The 19,822-nt window shown below is 73.1% G+C and carries 21 protein-coding genes; 12 read left to right on the forward strand and 9 right to left on the reverse strand.

Features of this window, described 5'->3' with window-relative positions:
* The first annotated feature begins 19 nt into the window (after positions 1-19).
* Complete coding sequence (locus LRP67_RS03660) at positions 20-373, forward strand: iron chaperone (protein ID WP_231268823.1); 354 nt, start codon at positions 20-22, stop codon at positions 371-373.
* A gap of 15 nt (positions 374-388) precedes the next feature.
* Here LRP67_RS03660 and LRP67_RS03665 read toward each other — a convergent pair whose 3' ends face one another.
* Together LRP67_RS03665 and LRP67_RS03670 are read right to left on the reverse strand one after the other, a co-directional pair.
* Positions 389-1,198 carry an ABC transporter permease gene (locus LRP67_RS03665; protein WP_231268824.1) on the reverse strand — a complete coding sequence of 270 codons (810 nt, stop codon included), beginning with the start codon at positions 1,196-1,198 and terminating at the stop codon, positions 389-391.
* On the reverse strand, positions 1,195-2,178 hold the full coding sequence (locus LRP67_RS03670; RefSeq protein WP_231269001.1) for an ATP-binding cassette domain-containing protein: 984 nt from the start codon (positions 2,176-2,178) through the stop codon (positions 1,195-1,197). The genes LRP67_RS03665 and LRP67_RS03670 overlap by 4 nt, the downstream gene beginning before the upstream one ends.
* A gap of 99 nt (positions 2,179-2,277) precedes the next feature.
* Here LRP67_RS03670 and LRP67_RS03675 point away from each other — a divergent pair, with 99 nt between their 5' ends.
* From LRP67_RS03675 to LRP67_RS21770, 3 genes are read left to right on the forward strand one after another with little or no spacing between them, the layout of a single operon-like run.
* Entirely contained in the window at positions 2,278-3,153 is an 876-nt protein-coding gene (locus LRP67_RS03675; RefSeq protein WP_231268825.1) for a carbohydrate kinase family protein, read from the forward strand.
* On the forward strand, positions 3,150-4,064 hold the full coding sequence (locus tag LRP67_RS03680) for a pseudouridine-5'-phosphate glycosidase (RefSeq protein WP_231268826.1): 915 nt from the start codon (positions 3,150-3,152) through the stop codon (positions 4,062-4,064). Before LRP67_RS03675 ends, LRP67_RS03680 begins: the two co-directional genes overlap by 4 nt.
* 27 nt (positions 4,065-4,091) lie before the next feature.
* Positions 4,092-5,783, forward strand: a complete 1,692-nt coding sequence (locus LRP67_RS21770) for a DUF429 domain-containing protein (RefSeq protein ID WP_231268827.1) — start codon at positions 4,092-4,094, stop codon at positions 5,781-5,783.
* Between the two features lie 16 nt (positions 5,784-5,799).
* On the opposite strand, the gene LRP67_RS03690 is transcribed toward LRP67_RS21770, so the two are convergent.
* On the reverse strand, positions 5,800-6,204 hold the full coding sequence (locus tag LRP67_RS03690) for a hypothetical protein (protein WP_231268828.1): 405 nt from the start codon (positions 6,202-6,204) through the stop codon (positions 5,800-5,802).
* A 91-nt stretch (positions 6,205-6,295) separates the two neighbouring features.
* The gene (locus LRP67_RS03695) at positions 6,296-7,288 is read right to left on the reverse strand and encodes a TIGR03557 family F420-dependent LLM class oxidoreductase (protein WP_231268829.1); all 993 of its coding nucleotides are present in this window, start codon (positions 7,286-7,288) and stop codon (positions 6,296-6,298) included.
* A gap of 43 nt (positions 7,289-7,331) precedes the next feature.
* Between LRP67_RS03695 and LRP67_RS03700 the strand changes: the two genes are divergently transcribed.
* Positions 7,332-7,835 (forward strand): DUF664 domain-containing protein, encoded by a 504-nt coding sequence (locus LRP67_RS03700; RefSeq protein WP_231268830.1) that lies wholly within the window; start codon positions 7,332-7,334, stop codon positions 7,833-7,835.
* On the opposite strand, the gene LRP67_RS03705 is transcribed toward LRP67_RS03700, so the two are convergent.
* Positions 7,813-9,090: an MFS transporter gene (locus tag LRP67_RS03705; protein ID WP_231268831.1), complete on the reverse strand. Its 1,278-nt coding sequence runs from the start codon at positions 9,088-9,090 to the stop codon at positions 7,813-7,815. The two genes, LRP67_RS03700 and LRP67_RS03705, sit on opposite strands and share 23 nt — an antisense overlap.
* A 69-nt stretch (positions 9,091-9,159) precedes the next feature.
* Here LRP67_RS03705 and LRP67_RS03710 point away from each other — a divergent pair, with 69 nt between their 5' ends.
* From LRP67_RS03710 to LRP67_RS03740, 7 genes are all read left to right on the forward strand, one after another.
* On the forward strand, positions 9,160-9,657 hold the full coding sequence (locus LRP67_RS03710; protein WP_231268832.1) for a DUF427 domain-containing protein: 498 nt from the start codon (positions 9,160-9,162) through the stop codon (positions 9,655-9,657).
* 109 nt (positions 9,658-9,766) lie between these two features.
* The gene (locus LRP67_RS03715) at positions 9,767-10,132 is read left to right on the forward strand and encodes a YciI family protein (protein WP_231268833.1); all 366 of its coding nucleotides are present in this window, start codon (positions 9,767-9,769) and stop codon (positions 10,130-10,132) included.
* The gene (locus tag LRP67_RS03720) at positions 10,129-11,370 is read left to right on the forward strand and encodes an RNA polymerase sigma factor (protein WP_231268834.1); all 1,242 of its coding nucleotides are present in this window, start codon (positions 10,129-10,131) and stop codon (positions 11,368-11,370) included. Before LRP67_RS03715 ends, LRP67_RS03720 begins: the two co-directional genes overlap by 4 nt.
* Positions 11,371-11,408: 38 nt before the next feature.
* Positions 11,409-13,337: a M3 family metallopeptidase gene (locus LRP67_RS03725; protein WP_231268835.1), complete on the forward strand. Its 1,929-nt coding sequence runs from the start codon at positions 11,409-11,411 to the stop codon at positions 13,335-13,337.
* Between the two features lie 198 nt (positions 13,338-13,535).
* Positions 13,536-14,291, forward strand: a complete 756-nt coding sequence (locus tag LRP67_RS03730) for a PadR family transcriptional regulator (protein ID WP_231268836.1) — start codon at positions 13,536-13,538, stop codon at positions 14,289-14,291.
* 83 nt (positions 14,292-14,374) lie between these two features.
* The gene (locus LRP67_RS03735; protein ID WP_231268837.1) at positions 14,375-15,619 is read left to right on the forward strand and encodes an acyl-CoA dehydrogenase family protein; all 1,245 of its coding nucleotides are present in this window, start codon (positions 14,375-14,377) and stop codon (positions 15,617-15,619) included.
* Positions 15,616-16,224 (forward strand): hypothetical protein, encoded by a 609-nt coding sequence (locus LRP67_RS03740; RefSeq protein WP_231268838.1) that lies wholly within the window; start codon positions 15,616-15,618, stop codon positions 16,222-16,224. The genes LRP67_RS03735 and LRP67_RS03740 overlap by 4 nt, the downstream gene beginning before the upstream one ends.
* An 8-nt stretch (positions 16,225-16,232) precedes the next feature.
* On the opposite strand, the gene LRP67_RS03745 is transcribed toward LRP67_RS03740, so the two are convergent.
* The 4 genes from LRP67_RS03745 to LRP67_RS03760 are packed head-to-tail and all read right to left on the reverse strand — an operon-like array spanning position 16,233 to position 19,793.
* Positions 16,233-16,838 carry a response regulator transcription factor gene (locus LRP67_RS03745; protein WP_231268839.1) on the reverse strand — a complete coding sequence of 202 codons (606 nt, stop codon included), beginning with the start codon at positions 16,836-16,838 and terminating at the stop codon, positions 16,233-16,235.
* Positions 16,835-18,010: a sensor histidine kinase gene (locus tag LRP67_RS03750; RefSeq protein WP_231268840.1), complete on the reverse strand. Its 1,176-nt coding sequence runs from the start codon at positions 18,008-18,010 to the stop codon at positions 16,835-16,837. The genes LRP67_RS03745 and LRP67_RS03750 overlap by 4 nt, the downstream gene beginning before the upstream one ends.
* A 38-nt stretch (positions 18,011-18,048) precedes the next feature.
* A complete protein-coding gene (locus LRP67_RS03755) occupies positions 18,049-18,831 on the reverse strand; it encodes an ABC transporter permease (protein ID WP_231268841.1) in 783 nt (260 codons plus the stop codon).
* Positions 18,828-19,793: an ABC transporter ATP-binding protein gene (locus LRP67_RS03760; RefSeq protein WP_231268842.1), complete on the reverse strand. Its 966-nt coding sequence runs from the start codon at positions 19,791-19,793 to the stop codon at positions 18,828-18,830. The genes LRP67_RS03755 and LRP67_RS03760 overlap by 4 nt, the downstream gene beginning before the upstream one ends.
* Between the last annotated feature and the right edge of the window lie 29 nt (positions 19,794-19,822).

Below are 19,822 nucleotides of genomic sequence, written 5' to 3' on the forward strand. Positions count from 1 at the left end.
GACGCGCTAGCCTGCCGGGATGGGGCAGAAGTACGCCGACGTGGACGCCTACCTCGCGGATCTCGAGCCGGGGCCGGCGGCGGCGGTGCGGGCCGTGCGGGGGTGGGTGCACGAGGAGATCCCCGGGGTCGGCGAGACGATCGCCTACAACATGGCGACCTTCACCCGCGACGGCCGGTCGCTGCTGCACCTGGCCGGTTGGAGAACGCACCTGGCGATCTACCCGGAGCCGGAGGCGCCGGCGGACGACCCGGGGCTGGTGCTGGACCTGGCGCCGTACGCGTCGGGGAAGGGGACGCTGCGCTTCAGTCTGCGTGGTCTCGACGAGCCCCTGGTACGGCGGACGCTGCGGGCCCTGGGCCGGCCGGGGTAGCGGGGTCCGCCCGTCTCACCGGCTGCTCGAGAGCCGGTACTGGCGCACCGACAGCGGCACGAAGACGAGCAGGATCAGCACCACCCACAGCAGCGTGTAGACCACGGGGTGCTGCATCGGCCAGGCGTCGGAGACCGGGATCGTCGGGTCGGTGTTGCCGAACAGTTCGCGTACGGCCTGGGTGAGGGTGGAGACGGGGTTCCACTCGACGATGTGGCGCAGCACCCCGGAGAACGACTCCAACGGCACGAACGCGTTGGAGACGAACGTCAGCGGCATGATCACGATGAACGACGCGTTGTTGATGACCTCCACGCTCGGCACCAGCAGTCCGACCCACGCCATCACCCAGCTGATCGCGTAGGCGAAGAGCAGCAGCAGCAGGAAGCCGGCCGCGGCGTCGACGACGCCCTCGCGGATCCGCCAGCCCACGAGCAGGCCGGTGAGCGCCATGATGACCAGCGACAGCACGTTGTAGACCACGTCGGAGGTCGTACGGCCCACGAGCACCGCGGCGCTGGACATCGGCAGCGAGCGGAACCGGTCGATGATGCCCTTCTGCATGTCCTCGGCCAGCCCGGCGCCGGTGAACGTCGCACCGAAGACGACCGTCTGGGCGAAGATCCCGCCGATGAGGAACTCCTTGTAGCCCACGGCCCCGGCGGGGTCGATCGCGCCGCCGAACACGTAGGCGAACAGCAGCACGAACATGATCGGCGAGATCAGCACGAACACGAGCACCTCGGGCACCCGCTTGATCTTGATCAGGTTGCGCTTGGCGACGATCCAGCCGTCGGTGACGGCGCGCGCGGCTCCGACGCTCATGGCGACACCTCCTGGGTGGTCTCGGTGGCCGGGTCTGTCGCCGGGTCGGACTCCGCGGCGCGGCCGGTCAGGCTGAGGAACACGTCGTCGAGGGTGGGGCGGCGCAGCCCGACGTCGAGCACCTCCACGCCGTCGGCGGCGAAGCCGCTCAGCACCTGCGCGAGCGCGCCGGCGCCCCCGTCGACGGCGGCGACGAGGTCGCGGCCGTTGTCGTCGACCTGGATCTCCCCGATCGCCACTCTCCCGAGTACGGCGCCCGCCGCGGCCCGGTCGGCGACGTCGGCGAGGACCACCTCGATGCGCTCGCCCCCGGTCTGCGACTTCAGCTCGTCTGCGGTGCCGCGGGCGATGGCGCGACCGTGGTCGATCACCACGATGGCGTCGGCCAGCCGGTCGGCCTCCTCGAGGTACTGCGTCGTCAGCAGCAGGGTCGCGCCCGAGGCGACCAGCTCGCGGATCACCTCCCACATCTGCAGCCGACTGCGCACGTCGAGCCCTGTCGTCGGCTCGTCGAGGATCAGCACCGGCGGCTCGGCGACCAGCGCTCCGGCCAGGTCGAGGCGCCGGCGCATCCCCCCGGAGTAGGTCTTGGCCGGCCGGTCGCCGGCCTCGGCGAGGTCGAAGCGCTCGAGGAGCTCGCGCGCCCGCCGCCGGGAGCGCTGCTTGCCCAGGCCGTAGAGGCGTCCGACCATCTCGAGGTTCTCGTAACCGGTGAGGTACTCGTCGACGGCGGCGTACTGGCCGGAGAGTCCGATGCGCGAGCGCACCCCGTCGGGGTCGGCGACGACGTCGACCCCCGCCACCTGGGCCGAGCCGTCGTCGGGCTCGAGCAACGTGGCCAGGATCCGGACGGCGGTCGTCTTGCCCGCCCCGTTGGGGCCCAGCAGTGCCAGGACGCGCCCCTCCTCGACCGACAGGTCGAGGCCGCCGAGCGCCTCCACCTTCTGGTAGCGCTTGACCAGCCCGCTCGCGCGGATCATCTCGACCACGGCCTCGCCTCTCGTGTGTGCCTCGCCGCCTCCATCGCACGGTAGAGACCGCCGCCGACACCGCATCTCATCGCCGGTAGCGTCACGCTCGTGACGGTGGTGGTCGTGGGCGGAGCCAATCTCGACCTGAAGGCGCGGACGACGTCCGCGGTGGTGCGCGGCACGAGCAACCCCGGGACGCTCTCGACCAGCCCCGGCGGGGTGGGCCGCAACATCGCCGAGAACCTCGCCCGGCTCGGCACCCCGACCGCGCTGGTCGCGGCCGTGGGGGACGACGTGTTCGGCGACGACCTGGTGGCTATGACGGCCGCCGCCGGGGTCGAGGTATCCGGCGTACGCCGGGCGGCCGGTGCGACCGGCACCTACCTCGCCGTGCTCGAGCCCAGCGGCGAGCTGAGCGTCGGCGTCGCCGACATGGCGGCCACGGCGACGCTCGGGCCGGAGCACCTCGACGCCCGCCTGCTCGCGAGCGCCGACCTGGTCGTGCTCGACGGCAACCTGCGCAACGACACGCTGACCGCGGCCTGGACGCACGCGACCGAGGCGGGCGTGCGGGTGCTGCTCGACCCGGTCAGCGTCCCGAAGGCGGCCGCCCTGGCTCCGCTCGTCGGGGCCCGGCCGCTGTGGTGCGCCACGCCCAACGCCGGCGAGCTCGCGGTCCTGGGCGGCAGCCCGGCCGCGCTGCACGCCCGGGGTGTCGCGCTGGTGTGGGTGCGCCGCGGACCCTGCGGGTCGGTGCTGAGCGGCCAGGACGGCGAGACGCAGCTGGCGACCGTGCCCGGCGAGGTGGTGGACGTGACCGGCGCCGGCGACGCCATGCTGGCGGCGTTCTGCCATGCGGTGCTGGGCGGAGCCTCTCCGACCGAGGCGGCGGCGTACGGCCACGCGGCCGCGGCGCTCACCGTCGCCTCACCCGAGACCGTGCGTGGCGACCTGAGCGACGAGCTGGTGAGGAGCCGACTGTGAGCCACCCCCTGCTGAGGGTCACCGAGGAGGTCGCCACCGCGCTGGCGGAGGGCCGTCCGGTCGTCGCGCTGGAGAGCACGATCATCAGCCACGGCATGCCCTACCCCCAGAACGTCGCGATGGCCGTCGAGGTCGAGGGCATCGTGCGCGACCGTGGCGCCACGCCCGCGACGATCGCCGTGCTCGACGGTCGCCCGCGCATCGGCCTGGGGCCTGACGACCTCGAGCTGCTGGCCAGCCACCCCGACGTGGCCAAGGTCAGCGTGCGCGACCTGCCGTACGTCGTGTCGCGCGGCGGGCACGGCGCCACCACCGTGGCCTCGACCATGCGGCTGGCCGCGCTGGCCGGGATCCGCACCTTCGTGACCGGCGGGCTGGGCGGGGTGCACCGTGGTGCGGAGACGTCCTTCGACGTCTCGGCCGACCTCACCGAGCTGGGCCAGACGGACGTGGCCGTGGTGTGCGCGGGCGTGAAGAGCATCCTCGACATCGGCCTCACCCTCGAGACCCTCGAGACGCTCGGGGTGCCGGTGGTGGGCTACGGGACCGAGGAGTTCCCGTCGTTCTACTCGCGCGAGAGCGGCCACCGCGCGCCGATGCGCCTCGACTCGCCGGCCGACGTGGCAGCCATGATGCGTACCAAGTGGGACCTCGGCCTGGCCGGCGGGCTGGTCGTCGCCAACCCGATCCCCGCCGAGGACGAGATCGCGGCCGCCGAGATCGGCGCCGTGATTGACCATGCACTGGCCGACCTGGACCGCCTCGGCATCGGCGGCAAGGACGCCACGCCGTATCTCCTCGGCCGCATCGTCGAGCTCACCGACGGGGCCAGCCTCACCGCCAACATCGCGCTGGTGCGCAGCAACGCGCGCCTCGGCGCCGCGATCGCGCGGGAGTACGCCGTCCACTGAGGCCGCCCGGTAGGGCAGGGTGTCTCCGTGCACTTCGTCGGGATCGACCTCGCGTGGGGGGAGCGCCAGCCGACGGGCCTGGCGGTCCTCGACGACGAGGCACGCCTGGTGCTGGTCCGGGCGGTGCGCACCGACGAGGAGATCGCCGAGACCGTGGCGCCGTACGTCGCCGAGGAGTGCCTGGTCGCGATCGACGCCCCGCTCATCGTCACCAACCCGTCCGGGTCGCGCCCCGCGGAGAGGGCCCTGAGCAAGGACTTCCGGCGGTTCGAGGCGGGCACGCACCCGGCCAACACGGGCAAGCCGGAGTTCGCGGGCGGAGAGACCCGCGGCGCACGGGTGTGCCAGCGCCTCGGCCTGGACCTCAACCCGCGCTCGGGTCGCGCCCGGCGCGCGATCGAGGTCTACCCCCATCCGGCCACCGTGGTGCTGTTCGGGCTGGCGAAGACGCTGAAGTACAAGGACAAGCGGGGTCGCGACCTCGACCTGCTGCGCGGCGAGCTGCTCACCCTGATGGGGCACGTGCAGGGCCTGGTCCGCACCGGCGACGACTGGGCAGCGCTGCGCCTGGCGGTCGAGACGGCGACCCGCAAGAGCGAGCTGCGCGTCGTCGAGGACCAGGTCGACGCCGTGGTGTGCGCCTACGTCGCCTACTTCCGCGAGCACTGGCCCGAGCGCACCACGACGTACGGCGATCTCGAGACCGGCTACATCGTCACCCCGTCGCTGCCCGACGCGCGGGCCGCGACGCAGGAGTACGCCGCCCAGCAGCCTGCGCTCGCGGAGGCCGCCGCGCAGTTCGTGGCACTGGTGACCTCGATCCTGGACGAGGCCGGCATCAACTACCTCTCGGTCACCGGGCGGACCAAGAGCGTGCAGTCCTTCGCGGTCAAGGCGGCGCGCATGGTCGACGGCCGCCCGGTCTTCAGCGACCCGCTGCGCGAGATCACCGACCAGATCGGCGTGCGCGTCATCACCTACGTGCACAGCGACGTCTCGGCCGTCGCGGAGCTGCTCGGCGACCAGGTGGTGGTCAAGGAGGACCGCGACCTGGGCCAGGAGACCGCCAGCCAAGGCCGCTTCGGCTACGCCAGCCGGCACCTGCTCATCGAGCTCGACGCGGCGCGGGAGAGGGACCGCGCCTACGCCGCGCTGCGCGGGCGGGTGGCGCAGGTGCAGGTCCGCACGGTGCTGCAGCACGCGTGGGCGGAGTTCGAGCACGACATCCGCTACAAGGGCGACGTCCCCGACGAGCACGCCCGTGACCTGGACCGCCGCTTCACGCTCGCCGCCGGCCTGCTGGAGCTGGCCGACCAGGAGTTCTCCACGATCCGAGAGCGGCTGCGCTCGACCGGCCCGGTCGCGGCGACGCTGAGCCCCGACGAGGTGGTCGACGACCCGCGGATCGACCAGCGCGAGCTGGCGGCGTACCTCGCCGGGCAGTACGACGACGCCGGCTGGTCGCGCACCGACCACTACGCCTGGATCTCCGGGCTGCTCCTCGAGCTCGGCATCACCAGCCTCGACGAGCTCAACGACGTGCTGCGCGCCAGCCCCGGCGACCTCAACGCCCGCATGGACTACCGCTACCCGCCCGGCGCGGTGCGCCGCCTCGACGACGCGCTCCTGGCGACGTACGCCGAGCGCTATGTCGACCTCCACGGCAACGCGCACCGCCGCGACGCGCTCCGGGCCCGGCTCGCCAAGCTGCGCGACTGAGGGCCACCGTCCGGGACTACCCGGGGAAGCGGACGGTCAGCTCGTCGAAGAACGCGTCGGCGAGGCGGCGGAAGCCGGCGGCGTCCAGGGTGATCTGCTCGCCCTCGGCCAGGCCGAGGACGGAGCGGTCGGGGGCGTACGTGATCGACTTCTCGCCGGTGAGCACGCCCTCGTGCTCGCGGATCGAGGTGCACAGCAGGCGCACCTCGTTGAGCGGGTTGCCGTCCTTGCCCTCCTGCCCGCGACTGCGGTGCAGCGCGTAGGTGTCGAGGGCGAGCACCAGCTGGCGCAGGTAGTCGGGCTCGAAGCCGGCGCGGTCGGCGGCGGACAGGGGCAGGGCGGCGTAGGCGTCGAGCTGGCGGCTGACGGCGTCGCGGGAGGCCGCGACGTACGCCGCGGGGTAGGAGCTCTGGCTCAGCATGACGTGGTCCTCTCTCGGGTGTGAGTGGTCTACGCACCTGACGCACGCGAGCGTGGAGGTGTGACCGTCGACCCGCGGCGCCGCGACCGGCTCACGGCGCCGCGGCGCGCAGCTTGTCGAGCAGCGGGCCGGCGGCCTCGGAGAGGAAGGCGCGCTGGTGCTTGTCGCCGACCTGGACGAGGGCGATGTCGGTGAAGCCGGCGTCCCAGTACGCCGAGACGGCCTCGACGATGGCGTCCAGATCGGGGCCGCACGGGATGGACTCGGCCACGTCGTCGGGGGTCACGAACTGGGTGGCGCCGGCGAAGCCCATCGGAGTGGGCAGGTCGGCGTTGACCTTCCAGCCGCCCCCGAACCAGCGGAACTGCTCGTGCGCGAGGGCCTTCGCCTCCTCGGCGTCCGGCGCCCAGCAGATCGGGATCTGCCCGATCGCCCGAGCGCCGCCGTCTCCGCCGATCCGCGGCGCCCCCTCCACGTCGTTCCACGTCGACACCAGCGAGGAGTCCGGCTCCACGGCGACCAGGTGGTCCGACAGCGGCGCGAAGGTCGAGATCGCGCGCTCGCCCGCGACGGCGAGCGCCAGCCCCACGGGCGTGTCCGGCAGGTCCCAGATGCGGGCGGAGTCGACGTCGAAGTGGTTGCCGCGGTAGTCGACCAGCTCGCCGGTGAACAGCTCGCGGATGATCTCGACGGCCTCCACGAGCCGCTCCTGCCGGGTCGCGATCCCCGGCCAGCCGCCGCCCACGACGTGCTCGTTGAGGCTCTCGCCGGAGCCCAGCCCGAGGGTGAACCGCCCCTCGGAGAGCAGCCCGAGCGTCGCGGCCTTCTGCGCGACGACCGCCGGGTGGTAGCGCTGCGTCGGGCAGGTCACGTAGGTCATCAGCCCGACCCGCGACGTCGCGTGGGCCACCGCGCCCAGCACCGACCACGCGTACGGCGCATGGCCCTGCTCGGTCAGCCACGGCGAGAAGTGGTCGCTGGAGACCTCGAAGTCGAAGCCGACCTCCTCGGCGCCGACGGCGTACGAGACCAGGTCACGCGGCCCGCTCTGCTCGGTCATCAGGGTGTAGCCGAAGTTCGTCATGACGAGCCGATACCCACTTCGGGGCCGGGTTACCGTCGGAGCCATGACTCCCGCACAGCTGCTGACAGAGCTCCTGGGGCGCGTCGTCGAGAGCGCCGAGGCCGCCGTCGACGGCCTCACCGAGGACCAGCTCGCGACCCGCCCCGCCGAGGGGGCCAACACCATCGCCTGGCTGGTCTGGCACCTCGCCCGGGTCCAGGACGACCACGTCGCCGACGTCGCCGGGATCGAGCAGGTCTACACCGGCCAGGGCTACGCCGAGCGGTTCGGCCTGCCCTTCGACCCGGCCGAGATCGGCTACGGCCACACCACCGAGCAGGTCGGCGCGGTGCGCGCGGAGGCGGCCCTCCTCACCAGCTACCTGCGCGCCGTCCACGAGCAGAGCACCGCCTACGTCGCCGGCCTGGAGCCCGACGACCTGGAGCGGGTCGTCGACGAGGGCTGGGACCCGCCGGTCACGCTCGGGGTGCGACTCGCCAGCGTGATCACCGACGACCTGCAGCACGCCGGACAGGCGGCGTACGTCAGAGGGCTGCTGGGCGCGTGACCCGGTAGCGCACGAACGACGGCACGGCGATCGCCGCGACGACGGTGAGCACCACGACGAGCACGCCGCCGCCCGCGGCCGCGGTGGCCGTGCCGACCATCGCGGCGCTGGCGCCATGGGCGACGTCGGCGATGCGGGGCCCGCCCGCCACGACGACGGTGAAGATCCCCTGCAGCCGGCCGCGCACGGCGTCGGAGGCGGAGGCCTGGAGCATGCTGACCCGGAACGCCGCGGAGGCCATGTCGGCCGCGCCGCCGACGACCAGCATCGCGACAGCGGCGACCAGCATCGGCGTACGCCACTGGTCGGCGAGCGCGACCGCGAGGCCGAAGCCGGCCATCGCCACGCCCCAGACGACGATGCACACGAGGACCGCGACGCCCTGCCGGCTGACCCGCGAGACCCAGCCGGAGAAGACGCCGCCGATGACGGCGCCGGCCGGGATGGCCGCGAACAGCGCGGCGAACGCCAGGCCGCCCTCCTCGGGTCCGAGGAAGCTCTCGTGCGCGATCTGGGGAAACAGTGCCCGCGGCATCCCGAAGACCATCGCGATGATGTCGACGACGAACGACATCATCAGCACCGGGTGGCCGCGCAGGTAGGCCAGCCCGTCGAAGATCGAGCGCAGCCCGGGGGTGCCGGTCCCGGCCCCCTCCACCGGCAGCGGGGGCAGCCGCACGACCGCCGAGAGCGTGGCGAGCAGCGTGAGCGTGTCGAGCAGGTAGAGCCACTCGAAGCCGAGCACCGGGATCAGGGCGCCGGCGACCAGCGGGCCAGCGATGGCACCTGCCTGGGTGACGGTCATGTTGAGCGAGTTGGCCGCCGGGAGCAGGTCGGGGCCCAGCAGCCGTGGCAGCACCGCGTTGCGGGTCGGCTGGTTCACGGCGAAGAACGCCTGCTGCACCGAGAACAGGCACAGCAGCAGCCAGACGTTCGTGCTCCCCATCGCCGCCTGCAGGTAGAACAGCCCACTCGTGACGATCAGCCCGACCGTGGTGATGATCAGCAGCACCCGACGGTCGAACACGTCGGCGAGCGCGCCGCCCCACAGCCCGAAGACCACCAGCGGCACCAGGCCGAACAGCCCCGTCAGCCCGACGTACGCCGACGAGCCGGTGTCGGCGTAGATCTGGGCCGGCACCGCCACCACGGTCAGCTGCGCGCCGATGACGGTGACGATGTTGGCCCGCCAGAGCCGCCGGAAGTGCGGGTTGCGCAACGGCCGGGTGTCGGCGATGAGCCCACGGATCTGCACCCGGAGAACCTATGTGGTCGGGTGGTGCACCGCGCCACTCGATGTCAGGGGGCGGGGCAGACTGGGCCCATGAGTCACCCCATCCCCGACCCCGCGGGCCCCGGACAGGAGTCCGTGTGGGACTACCCGCGCCCGCCTCGCGTGGAGCCGAGCCACGAGCACGTCGAGATCCTCCTCGGCGGGCAGGTGGTCGCCCGCAGCGACACGTCGTGGCGGGTCCTCGAGACCAGCCACCCGCCGACGTACTACCTGCCGCGCGCGGCGTTCGCGCCCGGCGTGCTGCGCGAGACCGAGGGCGCCACGTGGTGTGAGTGGAAGGGCCAGGCCTCCTACTTCGACCTGGTCGCCGGCTCCTCGGTCGCGCGCTCGGCCGCGTGGACCTACCTCGAGCCGCGCGAGGGGTTCGAGGCGATCGCCGGCGCCGTCGCCGTGAATCCGATGCTCGTCGAGCAGTGCACCGTCGACGGCGAGGCCGTCGACCCCCAGCCGGGCGGCTTCTACGGCGGCTGGATCACCCACCGAGTCGTCGGGCCGTTCAAGGGCGGGCCCGGCACGGACGGCTGGTGAGTAGGTCCTGGCAGAAATCCTCTGCCCGTGTTGTCGTAGCCGTCTGCACCGGTTCGTAGTCAGGGTGAGAGGCGACCAGGGAGGCCGCCGCCGACACAGGAGGATCCCGATGACGCAGTACCTGCTCGCAGTCCACGGCGACGTCGACGAGGTCGCCGCCGACACGCGCACGATGGAGGAGCTGCAGCCGCTCTTCGAGGCGACCGCCCGCTTCAACGACAAGCTCCAGGCGGAGGGTGCCTACGTCTTCGCCGGCGGTCTCCAGACGATCGACCAGGCCACCACCGTCGACAACACCGGTGCCGCGCCGATCGTGACCGACGGCCCGTTCGTCGAGAGCAAGGAGTACCTCGGCGGCTTCTGGGTCATCGAGGCACCCGACCTCGACGCGGCGCTCGCCTGGGCCAAGGAGGCCTCGCGTGCGTGTCAGGAGACGGTCGAGGTGCGGCCGTTCCAGGAGGAGCCGGAGGCGTGAGCGAGGCGGCCGCGCACGCCGCGACCGAGCGGATCTTCCGCGAGGAGTACGGCCGCGTCGTGGCCTCGCTCGTACGCCGCCTCGGCGACATCGACGCCGCCGAGGAGGCCGCCGGCGAGGCCCTCGTGGTCGCGCTCGAGCGGTGGCCGGTGGACGGCACCCCGCCCAACCCGGGCGCCTGGCTGACCACCACCGCGGCCCGCAAGGGCATCGACCGGATCCGTCGGGAGCAGCGACGCGACGCCAAGCATCAGGCGGCCCTGATGATCAAGGACGACACACCCCACGAGCCCACGGGCGTCGTGGAGGACGACCGGCTGCGGCTGCTCTTCACCTGCTGCCACCCCGCGCTCGCCCCGGAGGCACGCGTGGCGCTCACGCTGCGGCTGCTCGGCGGGCTCACCGTCGCGGAGATCGCCCAGGCGTTCCTGGTGCCGGAGACGACGATGGCGCAGCGGATCACCCGCGCCAAGGCCAAGATCAAGGGCGCGCGGATCCCCTACCGCGTGCCCTCGGAGGCCGACCTGGAGGAGCGCGTGGACGGCGTGATGGCCGTGGTCTACCTGATCTTCAACGAGGGTTACCTGTCCGGCTCCGGGGCGGAGCCGATCCGCGACGAGCTCACCGGCGAGGCGATCCGGCTGGGCCGGCTGCTGCACCGGCTGCTGCCCACCGTGCCCGAGGTCACCGGCCTGCTCGCGCTGATGCTGCTCATCGAGGCGCGCCGGCCGGTCCGGATGGCCGGTGGGGAGCTGGTGCCGCTTCCGGAGCAGGACCGCGGCGGCTGGGACCGGGCGCTCATCGCCGAGGGGCGCGCCCTGGTCCGCGAGTGCCTCGCCCTCGGGCGACCGGGCCAGTACCAGCTGCTCGCCGCCATCAACGCCGTCCACACCCACGCCCCCACCGCGGCCGACACCGACTGGGCCCAGGTGGCGATGCTCTACGACCAGCTGTACGCCGTCGCGCCCAGTCCGTTGGTCGCCCTCAACCGCGCGGTGGCGGTCGCCGAGCTCGACGGCCCCGAGGTCGCCCTCGCCGTGGTCGACCGGCTGCCCCAGCAGCAGCCGGCGCTGGCGAGGTACCACGCCTTCCACGCCACCCGCGCAGACCTGCTGCGCCGCCTCGGCCGCTCCGCCGACGCGCGTGCGGCGTACGACCAGGCCATCGCGGCCACCGCCAACCCCGCCGAGCGCGCCTACCTCACCCGCCGCCGCGACCAGCTGGCTGGCGTGACCTGAGGCGGCTGCGTCGGCCGGTCACATGGCAGGCTGGCCCGGTGAGCCTGAGCCCCCTGGACCTGCCCGACGCCGACTCCGCCCTCGCCTGGGTCCAGACCCGCGCCGAGGCGGGATTGAGCACCGCCCGCGAGCTCGCGCAGCGGCTGCGCGACTCGCCGCCCGGGGACACCCTCGACGCGCTGCGGCAGTGGGACGAGATCACGCTGCAGCTGAGCAACGTCGCCGCAGCCGGCTCGCTGCTGAGCAACGTCCACCCGGACGAGGGCGTGCGCGACGTGGCCGAGCGGTCCGAGCAGGACGTGCAGAGGCTGGTCACCGAGCTGAGCCTGGACCGCGGCCTGTACGACGTGTTCGCGGCGCTCGACGCCGGCGGCCTCGACGAGCAGGCGGCGCGGCTGCTCGCCAAGGTGCTGGAGGACTTCCGACGAGCCGGCGTCGACCGTGACGACGCGATCCGGGCGCGCCTCACCGAGATCAGCGAGCGGCTGACCGAGCTGGACCAGGAGTTCAGCAAGGTCGTGCGCGACGACGTCCGCCGCATCCGGGTGGCCCCCGAGCAGCTCGACGGGCTCCCCGCCGACTGGCGCGAGGCGCACCCGGCCGACGACGAAGGGCTGGTGACGGTCACCACCGACTACCCCGACGTGATCCCGGTGCGGATGTTCGCGCACGACGCCGACGTACGGCGCGAGCTGACGATGGCGTTCCTCAACCGCGGCTGGCCCGCGAGCGACGCGCTGCTGAAGGAGATGTTCGAGCTGCGCCACGAGCTGGCGGGCCTGGTCGGCTACGACGACTGGGCGTCGTACGACGCCGCCGTGAAGATGATCGGCACCGGCCCGGCGATCCCGGAGTTCATCGACAAGATCGCCGCCGCGGCCGAGGAGCCGATGCGCCGTGACCTGGCGGTGCTCATGGAGCGCTTCCGGCAGGACCATCCGGAGGCGACCTCCATCACCGGTGCGGACGCCAACTACTACGAGGAGCTGGTCCGCAAGGAGCAGCTCCAGGTCGATGCCCAGCAGGTGCGCACCTACTTCGCCTTCCCCAAGGTGCGCCAGGGACTCCTCGACGTGACCGGGCGGCTCTTCGGGCTGCGCTACGAGGAGGTCGCGCGCGGCACCGCTTGGCATGAGGACGTGACGTCGTACGACGTCTTCCGCACCGACGGGCCTGACAGCGAGGAGGCCATCGGCCGCATCCACCTCGACCTGCACCCGCGGGAGGGCAAGTACAAGCACGCGGCGCAGTTCACGCTGACCGAGGGCGTCGCGGGCCGCCAGCTCTCCGAGGGGGTGCTGGTGTGCAACTTCTCGCGGGGGCTGATGGAGCATGACGAGGTCGTGACGCTGTTCCACGAGTTCGGCCACCTCGTGCACCACGTGCTGGCCGGCCGCGGGCAGTGGACGCGCTTCGCCGGCGTGGCGACCGAGTGGGACTTCGTCGAGGCGCCGAGCCAGATGCTCGAGGAGTGGGCCTGGGACGCCGGCGTGCTGCGGACCTTCGCCACGGACGAGGCCGGCGAGCCGATCCCCGCGGACCTGGTCGCGCGGATGCGCCGCGGCGACGACTTCGGCAAGGGCTACCTGGCCCGCCAGCAGATGTTCTACGCGTCGATGTCCTACTGGTTCCACCAGGAGCGCCCCGACGACCTCACCGCCCGCACCCGAGAGCTGCAGGAGCGCTACTCGCCGTTCCCCTACATCGAGGACACCCACATGTTCGCCAGCTTCGGCCACCTCGGCGGCTACAGCTCGGCGTACTACACCTACATGTGGTCGCTGGTCATCGCCAAGGACATGTTCAGTGCCTTCGACTCCGGTGACCTCTTCGCCCCCGAGACCGCCTCCCGCTACCGCGACCGCGTCCTCGCCCCGGGCGGCAGCAAGGACGCCGCCGACCTCGTCGCCGACTTCCTCGGCCGCCCCTACACCTTCGACGCGTACGCCGCCTGGCTGGCGCGCTGAGGTGTCGCCTCCGGGGTAGTCCCGGGCGTTGGTGTTGTCGAAACGGCGTTTGCACCGACACGTTCGTCAGGCACTACCCCACCGGTCCTTGTGCCGACATCCTCCCGCGCGTACGCTTGCGATATATCGCGAACAGTCGCCGATAGTCATACGGACTCTCGGGCGCACCGCGATCCCCGTCACGAAAGGAACGCGAGCATGGGACACCCACGACGCAACCGACACGAACGACGTAGCAACGACCGCTTCACCGAGTGGGCCGAGGGGCCGCAGGGTCCCTGGGAGCAGCACCGCGGGCGTGGCCACGGTGGGCCGGAGGGGCACCGTGGCGGCTGGGCCGGCGGCGGCTGGGGCGGACGCTCCGGCCTCCAGGGGCCGCCCTGGCTGGCGGGCCTGTTCGGCCTCGGCGAGCCCGACGACCGGCGCCGCGGCCCCCGCGTACGCCGGGGCGACGTGCGCTCGGCCATCCTCGACGTGCTCCGCGAGGCCGGCGCGGCCGAGCAGCCGGTCAACGGCTACCAGGTCATCCAGGCCATCGCCCAGAAGAGCGACGACGCCTGGCGCCCGAGCCCAGGGTCGGTCTACCCGACCATCCAGCAGCTCGAGGACGAGGGCCTCGTCGAGGCCGACGACGAGCGCGGCCGGCGCAGCCTGAGGCTCACCGCCGAGGGCGCGACGTACGTCGCCGAGCACGCCGCCGAGCTCGCGGCGGTCTGGGCGCCGTTCCGGCGCGACGAGGCCGCCGACGGTGCCGTCGAGGGCTCGGCGGACATCAAGTCCGAGATCGGCCAGGTCATGGGCGCGGTCTGGCAGATCGTCAGCGCCGGCTCCGAGGGTCAGCGACGCGCCGCCGTCGGGGTCCTCGTCGAGACCCGCCGCAAGCTCTACGGGATCCTCGCCGACGGCACCGAGCCCGAGGACGAGCCCGAGGACGAGGGCGACGCCGTCACCTGAGCCGCCGCCAGGCTCACCCCGCGGCCGCTGACCCGTCAGAGAGTTTCTGACGGGTCAGCGGTGGGTCTGGCTAGTCTCGGGCGGTGACCACGCCCTCCTTCGAGCTCGGCCCCGACCACGTCGAGCTGCGCGACTGGCTGCACACCTTCGCTGCCGACGTCATCCGTCCGGCTGCCCACGAGTGGGACGAGCGGGAGGAGTTCCCGTGGCCGGTGGTCGAGGAGGCCGCCCGCGCCGGGATCTACTCGCTGGACTTCTTCGCGACCCAGTCCTTCGACGAGACCGGCTTGGGCATCCCGGTCGCGATGGAGGAGCTGTTCTGGGGCGACGCCGGGATCGGCCTGGCCATCTGCGGTACGGCGCTCGCCGCGGCCGCGGTGCGCGCCAACGGCACCGACGAGCAGGTCGGGGAGTGGGTGCCGCAGATGTTCGGCGAGCCCGGCGACCTCCGGCTGGGCGCGTTCTGCTCCTCCGAGCCGGACGCCGGCAGCGACGTCGGCGCCATGCGCACGCGCGCCCGCTACGACCAGGCCACCGACGAGTGGGTCATCACCGGCACCAAGACCTGGGCGACCAACGGCGGCCTCGCCGACGTCCACGTCGTCACCGCGGTGGTCGACCCCGACCTGCGCACCCGCGGGCAGGCCAGCTTCGTCGTACCGCCCGACACCTTGGGTCTCAGCCAGGGACAGAAGTTCGCCAAGCACGGCATCCGTGCCTCCCACACCGCCGAGGTCGTCCTCGACGAGGTTCGCGTGCCCGGGCGCTGCCTGCTCGGCGGCAAGGACCGACTCGACGCCCGCCTCGCCAAGGCGCGCGCCCTGCGAGACGGCTCGTCCCTCGCCTCCTCAGGGACCGGGCAAGGAGGCAACGCGTCGATGGCGACCTTCGAGCGGACCCGCCCCGCGGTCGGCGCGCAGGCGATCGGCATCGCGCGAGCGGCGTACGAGGTGGCGCTGGACTACGCGAAGACCCGCGAGCAGTTCGGCAGGCCGATCATCGAGAACCAGGCGATCGCGTTCATGCTCGCCGACATGGCCACCTCGATCGAGGCCTCGCGGCTGCTGGTGTGGCGCGCGGCGTGGATGGCCCGGCAGGGTCGGCGCTTCGAGAAGGCCGAGGGGTCGATGTCCAAGCTGTTCGCCGGCGAGACCGCGGTCCGGGTGACCGAGCGGGCGATGCAGATCCTCGGCGGCAACGGCTTCACCCGGGAGTACCCCGTTGAGCGCATGGCCCGCGACGCCAAGATCTACACGATCTTCGAGGGCACCTCCGAGATCCAGCGGCTGGTCGTCGCGCGCACCCTCTCCGGGGCGCCGATCCGATGACCCGCGCCCGGTTCCGCGGGCAGATCACCGGCCTGGGCAGCACCAGCGGCGTCCGCGTCGTGGTCGGCCGCTGGCGGCGTTCGCCGTACGGCGCTTTCGCCGACGCGATGGTCGAGGGACCCGACGGGCAGCGGGTGCTCATCGCCCCGCGGGAGGACGTGGCCCGACTGATCGAGGCGACCTACGAGTTCGACGAGGTGCGGGTCGAGCCGGTCGAGCTCATCGTCCAGGGCGACCGATGGCGGCTCCGGTCGGCGTCGCTCGCCCTCGACTGGACCGTGGGGCGGCGCACCTGGCTGGGCCGGGTCCTGCGCTGCGTGCCCCGCGTGGTCGCGGAGGCGCCGTGGTTCTCGCTGCTCACCGACCCGGTGGCGCGCCTGGTCCTGTCCGGCGTACGTACGCGCGGCGCGGCCCGCGACGGTCGCGAGTGGTACGGCGCCACCGACCACCACGCCGTCGTCTCGCTCTCGGGCGCCTTCGACGGTCGGGACCTGGGCGCGCTCGCCGTCCTCGACCCGGCTCCGCGCTTCGGCTTCTCCTCGACACCGCGTCAGCCGTCGCTCACCTCGGTCGTCTCGACGGTGGAGCTCGGCTCGGGGCAGTAGGGCGGCGGTCAGATCCAGCCGAGGCGGCGGGCCTTGGCGCAGGCCTCGTGGCGGTGGGCGGCGCCGAGCTTGGCGACGGCGTTGGAGAGGTAGTTGCGCACCGTGCCGGGGGACAGCGAGGCACGCTGGGCGATCTCCTCGATCGACGCGCCGTCGGCGGCCAGCTCGAGTACGTCGGCCTCCCGCGGCGTCAGCGGGCTGTCGCCGGCGGCGATCGCCTCGGCCGCCAGCTCGGGGTCGACGTACCGGCCACCGGCGTGCACCTGCCGCACGACGTCGGCCAGCGTCGCCGCCGAGGTCGTCTTGGGCAGGAAGCCGCGCACCCCGGCGGTGAGTGCCCGCTTGAGGTGGCCGGGTCGGCCGTGGCTGGTCACGATCACCACCCGGCAGTCGGGCAGGTCGGTGCCGAGCCGCTCGGCCACCGCGATCCCGTCGGGCTCGGGCATCTGCAGGTCCAGGACCGCCACGTCCACCTGTGCCTTGACCGCCGCGGCCAGTGCCTCCGCTCCGCCGGCGGCCTCGGCCACGACCTCCAGGTCCTCCTCGAGGTCGAGGAGCCGGACGAGCGCCGTGCGGATCAGGTGCTCGTCGTCGGCGACCAGCAGGCGGATCATGAGGCGGCTCCCGTCCGGTCCCGCTCGGGCACCAGCAGCCGTACGGCGAAGGACGGCGCCCGGTGCACCACGTCGAGCGAGGCTCCGAGCGGCGCCAGCCGAGCCCGCAGCCCGGCCAGGCCGCTGCCGTCGGACGAGCCGGCGGCGCCCACCCCGTCGTTGCGCACCTCGAGCACGCGGTCGGCGTAGGTGATCGCCACGGCCGTGGCCGCGGAGTGGCGCAGCACGTTGGTGACCGCCTCCCGCACCACCCAGCCGGCCGGCTCGTGCCAGGCGGGGTCGAGGCCGTCGACGTCCACCTCGGTGCGGATGCCCGCGGATCGCAGCAGCGACCGAGCGCCCTCGAGCTCCTGGGCGAGGTCGGTGCTGCGGTAGCCGCGCGCCAGCTCCCTGGCCTCGCGCAGCGCCTCGTGGGCGATGCCGCGCACCTCGAGCATGCGGGCCCCGGCCTCCGCGTCGCCTCGTCCGGCGAGGGTCGCGGCGAGCTCGGCCTGCACCGCGATCGTGGAGAGCCGTCGCCCCAGCACGTCGTGCACGTCGCGCGAGAAGCGCAGCCGCTCCTCGGCGACGGCGAGCGCGCTCTGGGCGGTGCGGGCCGCGTCGAGCTCGGTCACGACCCCCAGCAGCCACAGTGAGACCCGGCAGGTGAAGACGAAGAACGAGCTGACGATGAGCCCGTAGCCGGCCGCCCACCACTCGCCGGTCAGCGCGAGGGGGAGCAGGGTCAGGACCACCAGCAGCGCCGCGGTGGTGACGCGGTCGCGCAGTCCTCCGAGGGCCCAGGCGAGCACGACCCAGATGCCGGCCCCGGCAGCGATCCGCAGGTCCTGCGGCAGAGCCAGCAGACCGGCGACGGCGAGGACGCAGGCCGCCAGCAGCGGTCCCAGGTGACGCCAGGGGAGCGGACCGCTGGCGGGGTAGAGATCGGCGACCGCGGTGAGCGCCCGGGTGCCGAGGACGCCGAGCACCGCGGCGCCGAGGAGCACCAGCGAGAGCTGGACGGGCGCGGGGTCCGCCTCGTTGGCACCCCCGAGCAGCACGAACCCCAGGGAGCACCACAGCAGCAGGTACAGCGACTGGCGGGTGTAGACGTCGACCCGTTCGACCTCGTCGAGAGCCGACCAGCTGCGCCAGGGCCAGCCCCGGTCACGGTCGTTTCGCGCGCCCGTCATCTCGCTCCCCTCCTCACCGTGGTGGGTCAGCCTACGGATCAGGTCCGTGGCTCCCACCGCAGGGAACGGGCGGCCAGCCAGACCGCGGCGGCGGTCCACGCCAGCAGGACGAGGACCGGCTCCCCGGCGGCCACCCAGCTGTCGAGGGAGCCGACCGTCCGCGCGTCGTCCTCACCGAACCACGACAGCCGCACCAGCTGCTCGAGCGCGCCGGCGGGAGTGCGCTCCACGATCTCGGCGTAGCGCTGCGGCAGCGCCGAGGTGATGGTGCCGAGCAGGGCCAGCGTGATCACCGGCAGGCTGGTCATCTGGGCCGCCTCGGCCGTGCGGGTCCAGGCCGCCGTCCAGAACGCGAACGCCACGAACAGCACAGCGCAGACCAGGACGGCGACGAGGTAGAGGGACAGGTTGGTCGGCCACGGCAGCCCGGCGGCGAGCCCGGCGACCACCGTGAGGAGCGAGACGACCAGGCAGATCGCCACGCCGGGAAGGGACAGGGCCGTGACGAGCTCGCCGTCGCGCGTCTCGCCCGTGCGCAGCCGCTTCAGGACGAGCTCGTCGCGTCGCGACACGACCAGCGACAGCACGTTGTAGTAGACCGGGAAGAGCAGGGCCATCAGCAGCGTGGTGGTCACCGCGTTGCCGCCGACGGCGGTGTCGCCGCGCTCGCCCGCGAGGAGCAGCAGCAGGGGCAGCAGCGGCAGCACGACCCCGTAGAACAGCGTGAGCCGGTTGCGCATCATCAGCAGCGCGTTGGCGCGGGCCAGCCCGACCACGCGGCGGCGCGATCCGGCGTACCTCGTCGGGGTGGTGGTGCTCATCGGGGTGCTCCTTCGTGGTCGGCGACGTCGAGGAAGACCGACTCCAGGGTGGCGGTGCGGGCCGACAGGTCGGCGAGACGTACGCCGTCATGCGCCGCCCAGGCCAGGAGAGCGGTCAGCGTCGACTGGAGGTCGTCGGTCTCGAGGACCGTGGCGCCGCGCTCGGCGGTGCGGTGGCGGACCCGGGGCAGGTCGGGCAGCGAGGCCTCTGGAGTCCGGAACCGGACCACGGAGGGGTGTCCCTCGACGATCTGCGCCACGGTGCCGCGACGCACGATGCGGCCCTCGTGCATGATCGCGAGCTCGTCGGCCAGCGCCTCGGCCTCCTCCAGGTAGTGGGTCGTGAGCAGCACCGTCACCCCCTCGTCGCGCAGCCCGCCGATCAGGGCCCACACGTCCCGGCGGCTCTCGGGGTCCAGACCGGTGGTCGGCTCGTCGAGGAGGACGACCTCCGGCCGCCCCATGAGCGTGCACGCCAGGTCGAGCCGGCGCTGCTCGCCGCCGGAGAGGCCGACGACCCGGGTGTCGGCCTTCGCCTCGAGCCGCAGCGCACCGAGCATGTCGGCGACGGGGCGGGGGCGGCTCAGCGTGCTGTGCCACATGCGCAGCGTCTCGGCGACGGTCAGGTCCCCGGAGAACCCGCTGCGTTGCAGCAGGATCCCGAGCCGGGGCCGCAGGGCGGCGCGGTCGGCGAGCGGGTCGAGCCCGAGGACCCGGATCTCTCCCGTGCTGGGACGGCCGAGCCCCTCGATCAGCTCCATGGTGGAGGTCTTGCCGGCGCCGTTGGTCCCGAGCAGGGCGTGCACCGAGCCGGCCTCGATGTCCAGGTCGAGGCCGCGGACCGCCTCGAAGGCCTGCTTGCCCGACCCGTAGCTGCGCCGGAGGTCGCGCACGCGGATCGCCGGCTCGCGGTGCCCGACGCCGGCCGGCCGGTCGGTTCGCGAGGAGGTTGTCGTGTCCATGGCTCCACGATCCCGCGCCGGGCGCTGCG

This window comes from Nocardioides sp. cx-169 (genome assembly GCF_021083605.1).
Taxonomy (GTDB): domain Bacteria; phylum Actinomycetota; class Actinomycetes; order Propionibacteriales; family Nocardioidaceae; genus Nocardioides.

Bases quoted from the DNA above. Each gene is read 5' to 3' on its own strand.
- LRP67_RS03660 (WP_231268823.1), top strand. From the start codon at position 20: ATGGGGCAGAAGTACGCCGACGTGGACGCCTACCTCGCGGATCTCGAG.
- LRP67_RS03665 (WP_231268824.1), bottom strand. From the start codon at position 1,198: ATGAGCGTCGGAGCCGCGCGCGCCGTCACCGACGGCTGGATCGTCGCC.
- LRP67_RS03670 (WP_231269001.1), bottom strand. From the start codon at position 2,178: ATGATCCGCGCGAGCGGGCTGGTCAAGCGCTACCAGAAGGTGGAGGCG.
- LRP67_RS03690 (WP_231268828.1), bottom strand. From the start codon at position 6,204: ATGCTGAGCCAGAGCTCCTACCCCGCGGCGTACGTCGCGGCCTCCCGC.
- LRP67_RS03695 (WP_231268829.1), bottom strand. From the start codon at position 7,288: ATGACGAACTTCGGCTACACCCTGATGACCGAGCAGAGCGGGCCGCGT.
- LRP67_RS03700 (WP_231268830.1), top strand. From the start codon at position 7,332: ATGACTCCCGCACAGCTGCTGACAGAGCTCCTGGGGCGCGTCGTCGAG.
- LRP67_RS03710 (WP_231268832.1), top strand. From the start codon at position 9,160: ATGAGTCACCCCATCCCCGACCCCGCGGGCCCCGGACAGGAGTCCGTG.
- LRP67_RS03715 (WP_231268833.1), top strand. From the start codon at position 9,767: ATGACGCAGTACCTGCTCGCAGTCCACGGCGACGTCGACGAGGTCGCC.
- LRP67_RS03730 (WP_231268836.1), top strand. From the start codon at position 13,536: ATGGGACACCCACGACGCAACCGACACGAACGACGTAGCAACGACCGC.
- LRP67_RS03740 (WP_231268838.1), top strand. From the start codon at position 15,616: ATGACCCGCGCCCGGTTCCGCGGGCAGATCACCGGCCTGGGCAGCACC.
- LRP67_RS03745 (WP_231268839.1), bottom strand. From the start codon at position 16,838: ATGATCCGCCTGCTGGTCGCCGACGACGAGCACCTGATCCGCACGGCG.
- LRP67_RS03750 (WP_231268840.1), bottom strand. From the start codon at position 18,010: ATGACGGGCGCGCGAAACGACCGTGACCGGGGCTGGCCCTGGCGCAGC.
- LRP67_RS03755 (WP_231268841.1), bottom strand. From the start codon at position 18,831: ATGAGCACCACCACCCCGACGAGGTACGCCGGATCGCGCCGCCGCGTG.
- LRP67_RS03760 (WP_231268842.1), bottom strand. From the start codon at position 19,793: ATGGACACGACAACCTCCTCGCGAACCGACCGGCCGGCCGGCGTCGGG.